Below are 12017 nucleotides of genomic sequence, written 5' to 3'. Positions count from 1 at the left end.
CCGCGATGAAGAAGCCCAGCATCAAGGCCGCCGGCCTCAAGAAGCCGAGCATGCCCGCGATCAAGAAGCCGAGCATCGGCGGCGCCCTGTCCGGCGGCAGCCGGACGGGGAAGTCGCTGCTGGCCGCGGTGGCGGTGCTCGGCGTGGTCTTCGGCATCGCCGAGCTGCGTCCGCCCGCCGACCCGTCGTCCACCGGCAGCCCCGGCGGCGCGACCACCGCGCAGGTCGAGCGCACCTCGCTGGTCTGCCCGGCGCCCATCCAGGGCCTGCTCGGCTCCACCGATCTGACGCTGTTCAGCCCGGAGGGCAAGGCGGAGGGCGGCAGTGCCTCGCTCTCCGACGTGGTGCCGCCCGCCGCGGGGGCCTCGGCGAAGCCCTCGGCGGCGCCGTCGGGCAGCCAGTCGGGGAGCCCCTCGGCCGGCCCGTCCGGCAGCGGCTCGGCGAAGCCCTCGGCCGGGGCCCCCGCGGCCCCGGTGCCGGGCGCCCGGCTGTCCCTCACCAAGCCGGGTGCGCCGGTGACCGGCCAGGCGGCCCCCGGGGACACCGCTCCCGGCACGGTGGCCACCGCCACCGGCGGCTTCGCCCCGGGCTTCAGCGTCTCGCAGACCACCACCTACTCCGACTCCTCCCGGATCGGCCTGTACGGCCTGGACTGCGCGCCCTCCGGCACCGACTTCTGGTTCGCCGGTGCGAGCACCGCCGCGGGCCGCACCGACTACGTCAGCCTGGTCAACGCCGACGCGTTGCCCGCCACCGTCGACATCCGGCTGGTGGGAGAGAAGGGCGCGATCGACGTCGACGCCGCCAACGGCATCACCCTGGCCCCGGGCACCTCGCAGTCGGTGCTGCTGAAGCCGCTGCTCGGCAAGGTGGAGGCCGCGGACCTCGCCGTGCACGTGGTGGTGCGCGGCGGCCGGGTCGGCGCCGCTCTGAACGTGGCCGACGCCGGCAAGGGCTCGGACTGGGTGTCCGCCTCGGCCGCCCCCGCGCCGGTGCAGGTGCTGCCCGGCCTGCCTGCCGACATGGTGTCGGGCCGGCTGGTCGTGGCGGCCCCGGCCGACGACGACGCCGATCTGAAGGTCCAGGTCTCCGGGAAGAACGGCTGGTTCACCCCGGCCGGCAAGGAGACCCTGCACGTCAAGGCGGGCATGGTCGCCACGCTGGAGCTGGGCGAGGCCAAGGGCAAGGAGTTCGGCGCGATCCGGCTCAGCCCGAGCGACCCGGCGCACCCGACGCCGGTGATCGCCACCGTCCGCGTCGACCGGGCGAACAACGGCAAGACCGAGGCGGCCTGGATCAGCGCGGCCGGCCCGGTCGGCAAGCGCGCCTCGCTGGCCGACAACCGGCCCGGTGCCACCACCGTGCTGCTGACCGCCACCGGCTCCGGGGCGGCCAAGGTCCGGCTCACCGCCTCGGCGGGCACCGGCGGCGGCACCCCCGCGACCAAGGAGGTCGACGTTCCGGCCGGCACCACGGTCGCCGTGCAGGGCCTGGAGCCAGCCGATGTGAAGGGCACCTACGGGATCACCGCGGAGACGCTCTCCGGCGGCCCGGTGGTGGCCGCGCGGATACTCGCGATCACGCAGAAGGACGTCCCGATGTTCACCGTCCAGGCGTTCCGGGACGACCACAGCACCGTCACCGTGCCGTACGCGCAGAACGACCCCGGTCTGGTGCTGCGCTGAGCGGAGTCCGGGTCAGTCCTCGTCGTAGCGGGGGTCGATGGCGTCGGGCGACAGCCCGAGCAGTTCGGCCACCTGCTCGATGAGGACCTCGTGGACGAGCGCCGCCCGGTCCTCGCGCGACTTCGCGCGGACCTCGACCGGGCGGCGGTACACCACGATCCGGCTCTTGCGGCCCTGGGCCGCGGGTATCACCCGGCCGAGCGGCACGCCGTCCGGGGCCGGCTCGCCCTGGGCGGGCAGCGGCACCTCCTGGACGGCGAACTCGACGTCGACCAGCTGCGGCCACCGCCGCTCCAACCGCTCGACGGACTCGCGGACGTAGTCGTCGAACAGTTCGGAGCGGGTCAGCGAGATCGGCACCTGCGGCGGTGCCAGCGGTCCGCGCAGGCCGCGGCCGTGCCGGTCCCGGTGGCGCGGTCGCCGCTGCCCACCGGCCGGTGACGGAGGTGTGGGGCTGTCCATATCAGTGTCGAGCGTAGTCCCTGACCGGGTGGAAGTGGACCACCTCCGGGCCCGTGCGGCGGCGACACGGACCGCCGGGCGGGGGTGGGTCGTCGCGGCCCGCTCGGGAGTGCTGTACCGTCCACCCTCGTGAGCTCTGTACGTCGTTGTTCGCGGACCGCGTGCGGCCGGCCGGCCGTGGCGACGCTGACGTACGTCTACGCGGACTCCACCGCCGTGCTGGGCCCGCTCGCGACCTACGCCGAGCCGCACTGCTACGACCTGTGCGCCGAGCACGCCGAGCGGCTGACCGCCCCCCGCGGCTGGGAGGTCGTCCGGCTCGCCGTCGACGCCGGCCCGGTCCGCCGCACCAGCGACGACCTGGAGGCGCTGGCCAACGCCGTCCGCGAGGCCGCCCGCCCGCAGGAGCGCACGCCGCGTCAGGGCGGCCCCGGCGAGGGCGAGTCCGGCGAGATCGGCCGACGCGGCCACCTGCGGGTCCTGCGCTCCCCCGAGAACTGAGCGTCCCCCTCTTCCCACCCCCGCGGGTGCACCGCGCACCGGTGCGCGCGGACGCGCACCCGGCGCGGCTCCGCGGCACCTCCACCACCCCGGCCCCGCCCCGTCGCCGCCCGGCACGGCCGCCCGCGACCGGGCGTCGGATGATCTGACGGCCGCCGTGCCACGGCCGGTAGTGTGGCTACCGGCCGGGCACGGCCGCACCGCACACCGCACGAATCTGGAGCCCGACGTCCATGAGCCTGCCGTCCTTCCTGCTGGACATCCTGGTCTGCCCGCAGTGCCACGCGCCGCTCGCCGAGAGCTCCGAGCAGGGTCAGCCGGAGCTGCGGTGCACCGGTGACGGCTGCGGCCTGATCTACCCCGTGCGCGACGACATCCCCGTCCTGCTGGTGGACGAGGCCCGCCGCCCCTCCTGACCCCCGCCCGGTGAGCCCGCTGGAGGCCGGCCGCATGCTCGACGACACCCTGCTCGACGATCCGGCCGCCCTGCAGCGCGCCGACCGGCAGCACGCCCTGCTCGCCCTCGCCGGGGCGGGCGCCCGGGTCCGCACCGCCGTACGGCTCGCCGACGAGGCCGGCCTCGTCTCCCTCCGGCCGGAGGGCAGGCCGCGGACCGTCCTGGTGGCCGGTCACGGCAGTGCGCTCGCCGCCGGAGCCGTGCTGGCCGCGGTTGCCGTGACCGCCTGCCAGGTCCTGCCGCTCGGCCCGTCCGAGGCGGGCCCCGGCGAGCCCGACGCCCTGACCGCGGGCCTGGTCTGGCAGCTGCCCGGCTGGGCGGGCCCGCTCGACCTGCTGGTCGTCAGCAGCGCCACCGGCCGCGAGCGCGGCCTGGTCCGGCTCGCCGAGCAGGCGTACGCCCGCGGTTGCGCGATCGCCGTCACCGCCCCGCCCGGCAGCGCGCTCGCCGAGGCGGCCCTGCAGGTCCGCGGCCTCCCGCTGCCGTACGCGCCGAGCGCGGTCGAGCCCGGGCAGAGCCCGGACGACGAGCCCGACCTGCCCGCGGAGGACCCGGGCGCGATCTGGGCGCACCTCGCCCCGCTGATCGCCCTCGCCGACCGGATCGGCGTCACCCAGCTCCCGGCCGGCTCCCTGCACGGCGTCGCGGACCGGCTGGACGAGGTCGCCGTCCGCTGCCGTCCGGACGCCGCCGCCTACCTGAACCCGGCCAAGGGCCTGGCCGCGCAGCTCTCCGGCACGGTGCCGCTGGTGTGGGCGGACGGTCCGGTGCCGGGCGCCGCCGCCGAGCGCTTCGCGGCGATGCTCGCCGACCGCGCCGGGCTGCCCGCCCTGCCGGGCCCGCTGCCGCAGACGCTCACCGCGCACCGCGGCATGTTCGTCGGCCACCTCGGCGCCGGCGCCGACCCGGACGACTTCTTCCGCGACCGGGTGGACGAGCCGGAGCCGCTCCAACTGCAGGTGGTGCTGCTGCGGCACGCCCCGGGCCGCCCGGCGGACGCCGATCCCGGCTTCGCGGTCGCCCGCGCCCGCCGGCTGGCCGACGCCCACGACGTCAGGCTCACCGAGTACACCAGCACCCTGGAGGACCCGCTCCAGGCCCTCGCCGAACTCACCGGTCCGGCCGACTTCGCCGCCGTGTACCTGGGCCTGGCCCGCTGACGGGCCGCCGTCCCTCCCTGACCGGAGATCAGCCTTCCGGTCGGGGCGGGATACTGTGTGCGCTCGACAGCTGAGCCCACGGCCGTAGAGCGGCCCAGTCGGAGGGACCGGACCACAGCATGAGCACCGAAGGCGGCACCAAGGCACTGGTCGCGGCGCTGTCCGCGAACCTGGCGATCGCGGTCGGCAAGTTCACCGCCTTCGCCTTCACCGGGTCCTCGTCGATGCTGGCCGAGGGCGTCCACTCGGTCGCCGACTCCGGCAACCAGGTGCTGCTGCTGATCGGCGGCAAGCGGGCGACCCGCGAGGCGAGCGAGCAGCATCCCTTCGGCTACGGCCGCGAGCGCTACATCTACGGCTTCCTGGTGTCGATCGTCCTGTTCAGCCTCGGTGGCATGTTCGCCGCCTACGAGGGCGTAGAGAAGATCATCCACCCGCACGAGCTGAAGGACTGGGGCTGGGCGGTCGGCGTCCTGGTCTTCGCCGTGCTGATGGAGAGCTGGTCCTTCTGGACGGCCTACCGGGAGTCCGCCAAGGCCAAGGGCGCGCTCGGCTGGTCCGAGTACATCCGCCGGGCCAAGGCCCCCGAGCTGCCCGTCGTCCTGCTGGAGGACACCGGCGCGCTGATCGGCCTGCTGCTCGCGCTGTTCGGCGTCGGGCTCAGCGTCATCACCGGCGACGGCATCTGGGACGGCATCGGCACCCTGTGCATCGGCCTCCTGCTGATCGTCATCGCCCTGGTGCTCGCCTCGGAGACGAAGTCCCTGCTGATCGGCGAGTCCGCCGACAAGGAGGTCGTCGGCGAGATCCGCGACGCGCTGGTCGACCACGACACCGTCACCGACGTCATCCACATGCGCACCCTGCACGTCGGCCCGGAGGAGCTGCTGATCGCCGCGAAGATCGCGGTCAACGCCGAGGACACCGCCGCCCAGGTCGCCGCCGCGATCGACGCCGCCGAGGCCCGCATCCGCCGCGCCGTGCCGATCGCCCGCGCCATCTACCTGGAGCCCGACATCTACAGCGCCGAGAAGGCCGCCGCGGGCCCCGACCCGGAGGCCACCCCCGGCGGCCCCGGCCCCGACCGGCACTGACGGTCCGGCACATTCCGGCCGCCCCCGCGGTGCACCCGCGGGGGCGGCCGAAACCGTACGCGGCTCGCCCGTGGTCCCGCCGCTCCGGCGGCGGCTCGGTGTAGATTCGTCCCCAGAGCCAAACGTCGCTGCTGATGGCGGTCGATCGGAGCCGAGCGCCCCGGTCGAGGGAGAGAGGTCCTCCGACGGATTGTGCCGCGCAGCAGAGTGCGTCCGTTGGCCGCTCTGCGGCCAAGCACACCCGTTCACAGGCCCACGCAGCGAGGAGCATCCCGCATGTCGTCCCCCCTCAACGGTGACTTCAAGGTCGCCGACCTCTCCCAGGCACCGTTCGGCCGCAAGGAGATCCAGCTCGCCGAGCACGAGATGCCCGGCCTGATGTCGATCCGCAAGGAGTACGCGGCCTCCCAGCCGCTGGCCGGCGCCCGGATCACCGGCTCGCTGCACATGACCGTGCAGACCGCCGTCCTCATCGAGACGCTGACCGCGCTCGGCGCCGAGGTCCGCTGGGCCTCCTGCAACATCTTCTCCACCCAGGACCACGCCGCCGCCGCCATCGCGGTCGGCCCCGAGGGCACCGTCGAGGAGCCCGCCGGCGTCCCGGTCTTCGCCTGGAAGGGCGAGACGCTGGAGGAGTACTGGTGGTGCACCGAGCAGGCGCTGACCTGGCCGAACGGCCAGACCCCGAACATGATCCTCGACGACGGCGGCGACGCCACCCTGCTGATCCACAAGGGCGTCGAGTTCGAGAAGGCCGGCGAGGCCCCGGACCCGTCCACCGCCGACAACGACGAGTACCGGATCATCCTCGAGCTGCTCAACCGCACGCTCACCGAGTCCCCCGCCAAGTGGACCGAGATGGCCTCCACCATCAAGGGCGTGACCGAGGAGACCACCACCGGCGTCCACCGCCTGTACGAGATGCACCGCGACGGCAAGCTGCTGTTCCCGGCCATCAACGTCAACGACTCGGTCACCAAGTCGAAGTTCGACAACAAGTACGGCTGCCGCCACTCGCTCATCGACGGCATCAACCGCGCCACCGACGTCCTGATCGGCGGCAAGGTCGCCGTCGTCTGCGGCTACGGCGACGTCGGCAAGGGCTGCGCCGAGTCGCTCCGCGGCCAGGGCGCCCGCGTCATCGTCACCGAGATCGACCCGATCTGCGCGCTGCAGGCCGCGATGGACGGCTACCAGGTCACCACCCTGGACGAGGTCGTCGAGACCGCCGACATCTTCATCACCACCACCGGCAACAAGGACATCATCCTCGCCTCCCACATGGAGCGGATGAAGCACCAGGCCATCGTCGGCAACATCGGCCACTTCGACAACGAGATCGACATGGCCGGCCTCGCCCAGCTCCCCGGCGTGGTGAAGACCGAGGTCAAGCCGCAGGTCCACGAGTGGCGCAAGGCCGACGGCCGCACCATCATCGTGCTCTCCGAGGGCCGCCTGCTGAACCTCGGCAACGCGACCGGCCACCCGTCCTTCGTGATGTCCAACTCCTTCGCGAACCAGACCATCGCGCAGATCGAGCTGTTCACCAAGACCGCCCAGTACCCGATCGGCGTGTACGTCCTGCCGAAGCACCTGGACGAGAAGGTCGCCCGCCTCCACCTCGACGCCCTCGGCGTCAAGCTCACCACCCTCACCAAGGACCAGGCCGACTACATCGGCGTCCCGGTCGAGGGCCCCTACAAGCCGGAGCAGTACCGCTACTGATCCCGGCCCCGCCGACCCCGTCGGCGACCCGGACGAACACGTGCGCCCGGTGCCCCCCGGCACCGGGCGCACGCCCTTTCCTACGGAGCCCAGATCGGGGGCTTCCCCCACGAGGCCGGGTCCGCGCCCACCACCGTGAAGTGCGAGAGCCAGGACGACGCGCCGCCCACCGCCGCCAGGGCACCCGGATCGGAGGTCTGCACGCACAGCATCAGGCCGTCCTGTTCCTTGCAGGCCGCCGGATCGGTCGCCCCCGCGGCGCCCGGCACCGCCTGCATCCGCGGCAGCCAGTTCGAACCCATCGGCACCGCCGTCGTACTGAACGACTGCGTCGGCGACACCGAGAACGTCAGCCGCAGCGTCCAGTCGCCCTTCCCCGACACCGGCCGCAGCAGATCCGCACCGACGAGCGCGTACGCCGCCGGCGCCCCGCTCAGCCGCACCGGCAGCGGCACCTTCATCGGCCCGAACAGCGCCTTCTCCGCCACCTCGTGGGTCAGCGCCTCGCGCTGGCCCTTCGGCACCGACGAGGAGACGACCTCCGCCCACCGGCCGTCCACCATGAGCCAGCGCAACACGGTCGTGTCGTCCGCCGCACTCTCGGCGGACGTCCAGTAGGCCACCTGGTCGTTCACCGGCGGCGCCGCCACCTTGACCTCCGTCCCGTCCGAGCGCCTCTCCGGCGGCGGCACCACCCCGACCGGGTACACCGACAGCGCGAAGCGGACCCCGCCGCCCTCCGCGTCCCCCGAGGCCTGCACCAGGTACCCGTTCGCCCCGTACGAGTAGCGAACCGCGTGGACCGACTCCGGCAGCCAGCCGAACTCCATCTGCGCCGACAACAGGGGAACCCCGTTCGCCGCCGGATCCTCCTCGCCGCCCGGAGTGCCCACCCCGGGGCTCGGCCTACCGGGCCCCGCAGGACCGACCGGCGCCGCCGACCGGTCGCCGACCCCCGCCACCACCGAACTGCACACCAGCAGCACCGCCGCCGCGGCACCCCACACCGACATCCGGCGCCGCACCACCCGGCCGCGGCCCCGCCGCACCGCAGCACCCGCATCCACCGTGCTCGGCGGTGCCGCCGACTCCGCCAGCGCCGCGAGCCCGACCACCAGCTCCTGCTCCGACCTGATCCCGCTCACGCCTCCGCCCTCCCCGCCCGAGCGGGGACGACCCGGCGACGCAGCGCCTCCAGCCCCCGGGACGTCTGGCTCTTCACATTGCCCGCCGAGCAGCCCAGCACCTCGGCCGTCTGCTCCACCGTCATGTCGCAGTAGTACCGGAGCACCACCGCCGCCCGCTGCCGCGGCGGCAACGACGCCAGCGCCTGCCGCAGGTCGAGCGACGCATCCAGATCGGCGACCACGGCATCGGTGTCCAGCTCGAACCCGACCGTCCGCATCCGCCGCCACCACGGCGACCGCTGCTCCGCCAGGTACGTGTTCACCAGCACCCTGCGCGCATAGCCGTCCCGGTTCTCCACCCGCCCGAACCGCGACCAGTTCGCATAGAGCTTCGTCATGCTCTCCTGCACCAGGTCGTCCGCCCGGTGCCAGTCCCCGCAGAGCAGGTACGCGACCTTCCGCAGCCATCCCGCCCGCGAGGCCACGTACGCGGTGAACTCGGCGTCGCGCGCATGCCGCGCCGATCCCGCCGTCCTCGCCATCGAAGTGCCCGCCCCTCCCTCGTCGCAGCGGCGCGCTCCGCACCGCCCGCCCCCCTGATGCAGACAGCGGAGGGAAAGGTTGCACGTAGGCTTCGGGCCATGCCCAACGGCCGCTACTCCCTGCACACCGACACCGGCCCCGCCGGCCACGGCCCCGTCCTCGTCGGCGAGGAACGCTTCAGCTGTGCACCCGGACCGGCCGGCTGGCGCTACGTCTCCAAGACCTACGCCCCCGACGGCAGCGTCCTCGGCACCACCGACCTCACCCTCGACTCCCGCAGCCGCCCGCTGCGCCTGGAAGTCAGGGCGGGCGGCTGGCAGGTCCGCGGCGGCGCGGTCGACGGCGTGGCCTGGGTACGGGCCGACGCCGCCGATCCGGCCGGCGAGCACGCCGTCGAGGGCCACGACCGGGCCCACGGCTTCACCGGCACCTCGCCGGCGTTCCTGGTCGCCACCGCCCGGATGCTGCGCCTGGAGGTCGGCGCCTCCGTACGCGTCCGACTCGTGGCGCTCACCGAGCCCGTCCTCGCCCCGCGCACCGTCGACCAGGGATGGCAGCTGGCCGGCGTCGACACCCACGACACCGACAGCGGCCCCCTGCTGGTCGAGCGCTACGTCGTCGCCGACCTCGCCACCGGCGAGCAGCACACCGTGCACCTCGCCGGCGACGTCGTGCTCGCCGCACCCGGCATCGAGCTCGAAGAGCTGGAGTCCCCGCCCAACCCCTGGCCGGCCGAATTCACCGGCTGACGGGCACGGGCTGCCCGGCCGGCCGCGTCAGGCGGGCGGTGCGAAGCCCTTCGAAGGCGGCGGCACCTCGGCCACCGGGGGAGCGTCCGTCGGCGCCTGCGCCGTCTGCGGCGCAGGCGGTGCCGGAGCCACGGGCGCCTGCGCCACGGGCGCCGCTGCGGGGTACGTCGGGGGCTGCGCCCCGAAGGTCTGCTGCTGCCGCGCCGCAGCCGAGGCCCGCTCCCACTCGCGCCGCTGCCGTTCGGTCAGAACCGCGCCCAGGTAGGCCGCCGGGTGCACGCCGTACGGCACCGGGCGGCCGGTCCGCTCGGCGAGGTCCGAGGCGAGCCGCTCCGCCATCCCCGCCGCCACCGCCGGGTCGAGCTGGCCGTGCCGTCCCAGGAACTGCCGGATCGCCAGCCACAGGCCGTCCGGCACCGCCGAGAAGTCCAGCGCCACCAGCTGCTCGCCGATCGCGTGCAGCAGGCCCTGCGGCACCGGCGGCAGCACGGACTGCACCCGGGCCGCCTGCGGAAGCCGCTCCCGCACCACCAGCGTGCCCGCGAAGACGTCGCCGAGCCGGCGGCCCTGCGGCGACACCAGCGAGGCGATCACCGCTCCCGCCCCGGCCGTCATCTGGATCTCCAGCACCGCCACCAGCCCGCGCACCAGCGTGTGCCGGAACCGCACCGGGCCGCCGTCCGCGCGCACCACCCGCAGGCCCAGCGCCAGCTTGCCGAGCGACCGCCCGTGCGACAGCGTCTCCACCAGCACGGGCACGCCCACCAGGAAGAACACGCTCAGCCCGAGCACCACGGCGGCCGCCGCGGCCTCGTCCAGGGAGGGCACCGCGGTGAGCACCACCGTGGTGAAGACCATCAGACCGACCAGCTGGACGGCCAGATCGAGGACGATCGCCAGCGCCCGGCTGGGCACTTTCGCCGTCCGAAGCCCCAGGACGACGGCCTCGCCCGTCACCAGGTCGCTCACCGCACCCACCCATTCCCCTCGTTGTGATCCCCGGCGGCCAAACATACGGCCGCCCGCCTCTGGCAAGCTAGGCCAGCCCCCGCCCCGCCGCGCCCCCGGAAGTGAGCCGCATGGACCTGGACGTCTTCGTCGCCTCGCACCAGGAGGAGTGGCACCGTCTGGAAGCCCTGAGCCGCAGGCGCAGGCTCAGCGGTGCGGAGGCGGACGAGCTCATCGCCCTGTACCAGCGGACCACCGGCCATCTCGCGCAGGTCCAGTCCGCGGCCCCCGACCCGATGCTGGAGGGCCGCCTCACCACCCTGGTCGCGCGCGGCCGCAGCGCGGTCACCGGGGCCCGCACCTCCTCCTGGCGGGACGCCGGCCGCTACTTCACCGTCGGCTTCCCGGCCGCGCTCTACCGCGCGCGCCGGTGGTGGATACCCGTAGCCGTCCTCTCACTGCTCGTCAGCGCCCTCGTCGCCTGGTGGGTGTCCAGCCACCCGGAGGTCCGCGACAGCCTCGGCGCCCCGGAACAGCTCCGCGAGATGACCCGCCCCGGCGGCGGCTTCGAGGCCTATTACTCCGAGCACCCGGCGACCTCCTTCGCCTTCCAGGTGTGGACCAACAACGCCTGGGTCGCGGCCCAGTGCCTGGTCTTCGGCGTCCTGCTCGGCCTTCCGGTCCTCTTCGTGCTCTTCCAGAACGTGCTCAACCTCGGCATCGGGCTCGGCCTCATGTCCTCGGCCGGCCGCCTCGACCTCTTCCTCGGCCTGCTGCTCCCGCACGGCCTGTTGGAGCTGACCGCAGTCTTCGTGGCGGCCGGCGTCGGTCTCCGCCTCGGCTGGACGGTGGTCGACCCGGGCCGCCGCACCCGTGCCACGGCACTCGCCGAGGAGGGCCGAGCCGCCATCGGCATGGCCGTCGGCCTGGCCGCGGTGCTGATGGTCACCGGTGTCATCGAGGCCTTCGTGACGCCCTCCGGCCTCCCGACCTGGGCCCGGATCTCCATCGGTGTGACCGTCGAGGTCCTCTTCCTGCTGTACGCCCTCGTCCACGGCCGCCGGGTCGCCGCGACCGGCGAGTTCGGCGACGTCGAGGAGGCCGACCGCACCGACATCCAGCCCGTGGCGGCCTGAGGTGGTCGGGCGAGGGCCCCGGCCCTGGTAAGGTCTTGATCATCCCGAAACGACCGTTGACGCGATCGTGACGGGCTAGTAGGTTTGAACGGTTGGGACGGGCTGGACAACAGCCGGAACCAGGCGTAGTGTCTACGACACCGTCGAACCGAGGCAGAGCGTCCGTCAGGATCGCCACCCGGTGAAGACAAATCCTCCGCACTGAGCACTACGAAGCTTTTGATAAGCTTCGTCGCGAAGTCGAGGAAATCCCTCCAGCGGGAATCTAGAGAAACAACGGCCGGTAAAACGGCCGACGCGGATCTGATAAGCTGGGAACACGAAAGAGCGAAACGCCCGGAGGGTCCGCCGGAAGGCGGTCCGAAGGAAGTGTCCGTTCCTTGAGAACTCAACAGCGTGCCAAAAGTCAACGCCAGATATGTTGACATCC

Annotated in this window: 12 protein-coding genes; 8 read left to right on the top strand and 4 right to left on the bottom strand. The window is 73.6% G+C overall.

From position 1 onward, the window contains the following. Positions 1 to 5: 5 nt before the first annotated feature. Positions 6 to 1685: a DUF5719 family protein gene (locus AB0M03_RS33635; RefSeq protein ID WP_363498836.1), complete on the top strand. Its 1680-nt coding sequence runs from the start codon at positions 6 to 8 to the stop codon at positions 1683 to 1685. A 12-nt stretch (positions 1686 to 1697) separates the two neighbouring features. Here AB0M03_RS33635 and AB0M03_RS33630 read toward each other — a convergent pair whose 3' ends face one another. Then, entirely contained in the window at positions 1698 to 2147 is a 450-nt protein-coding gene (locus AB0M03_RS33630; RefSeq protein ID WP_363498835.1) for a metallopeptidase family protein, read from the bottom strand. A gap of 84 nt (positions 2148 to 2231) precedes the next feature. Here AB0M03_RS33630 and AB0M03_RS33625 point away from each other — a divergent pair, with 84 nt between their 5' ends. The 5 genes from AB0M03_RS33625 to ahcY all read left to right on the top strand — a co-directional run bounded on the left by AB0M03_RS33625 (position 2232) and on the right by ahcY (position 7084). Beyond that, positions 2232 to 2648, top strand: a complete 417-nt coding sequence (locus tag AB0M03_RS33625; protein WP_363498832.1) for a DUF3499 domain-containing protein — start codon at positions 2232 to 2234, stop codon at positions 2646 to 2648. Between the two features lie 233 nt (positions 2649 to 2881). Beyond that, complete coding sequence (locus tag AB0M03_RS33620; RefSeq protein WP_363498829.1) at positions 2882 to 3064, top strand: Trm112 family protein; 183 nt, start codon at positions 2882 to 2884, stop codon at positions 3062 to 3064. 10 nt (positions 3065 to 3074) lie between these two features. After that, positions 3075 to 4265, top strand: coding sequence for an SIS domain-containing protein (locus AB0M03_RS33615; protein WP_363498827.1), 1191 nt, complete (start codon positions 3075 to 3077; stop codon positions 4263 to 4265). Between the two features lie 119 nt (positions 4266 to 4384). Continuing rightward, entirely contained in the window at positions 4385 to 5359 is a 975-nt protein-coding gene (locus tag AB0M03_RS33610) for a cation diffusion facilitator family transporter (RefSeq protein WP_363498824.1), read from the top strand. Positions 5360 to 5635: 276 nt separating this feature from the next. Further along, positions 5636 to 7084 (top strand): adenosylhomocysteinase, encoded by a 1449-nt coding sequence (gene ahcY, locus AB0M03_RS33605; protein ID WP_363498821.1) that lies wholly within the window; start codon positions 5636 to 5638, stop codon positions 7082 to 7084. 80 nt (positions 7085 to 7164) lie between these two features. Here the strand turns inward: ahcY and AB0M03_RS33600 are convergent, their stop codons facing one another. Beyond that, positions 7165 to 8229, bottom strand: a complete 1065-nt coding sequence (locus AB0M03_RS33600) for a hypothetical protein (protein ID WP_363498818.1) — start codon at positions 8227 to 8229, stop codon at positions 7165 to 7167. Further along, positions 8226 to 8753 (bottom strand): SigE family RNA polymerase sigma factor, encoded by a 528-nt coding sequence (locus tag AB0M03_RS33595; protein WP_363498816.1) that lies wholly within the window; start codon positions 8751 to 8753, stop codon positions 8226 to 8228. Before AB0M03_RS33595 ends, AB0M03_RS33600 begins: the two co-directional genes overlap by 4 nt. Before the next feature lie 99 nt (positions 8754 to 8852). On the opposite strand from AB0M03_RS33595, the gene AB0M03_RS33590 reads away from it, so the two are divergent. Further along, a complete protein-coding gene (locus AB0M03_RS33590) occupies positions 8853 to 9503 on the top strand; it encodes a hypothetical protein (RefSeq protein WP_363498815.1) in 651 nt (216 codons plus the stop codon). 27 nt (positions 9504 to 9530) lie between these two features. Here AB0M03_RS33590 and AB0M03_RS33585 read toward each other — a convergent pair whose 3' ends face one another. Continuing rightward, positions 9531 to 10472, bottom strand: coding sequence for an RDD family protein (locus tag AB0M03_RS33585; RefSeq protein WP_363498813.1), 942 nt, complete (start codon positions 10470 to 10472; stop codon positions 9531 to 9533). A 110-nt stretch (positions 10473 to 10582) separates the two neighbouring features. On the opposite strand from AB0M03_RS33585, the gene AB0M03_RS33580 reads away from it, so the two are divergent. Next, positions 10583 to 11587 (top strand): stage II sporulation protein M, encoded by a 1005-nt coding sequence (locus AB0M03_RS33580; protein WP_363498810.1) that lies wholly within the window; start codon positions 10583 to 10585, stop codon positions 11585 to 11587. Positions 11588 to 12017 lie beyond the last annotated feature (430 nt).

The organism is Kitasatospora sp. NPDC051914 (assembly GCF_040680995.1).
Classification (GTDB): Bacteria; Actinomycetota; Actinomycetes; order Streptomycetales; family Streptomycetaceae; genus Kitasatospora.
This window is presented reverse-complemented; position numbering and strand designations above follow the sequence as displayed.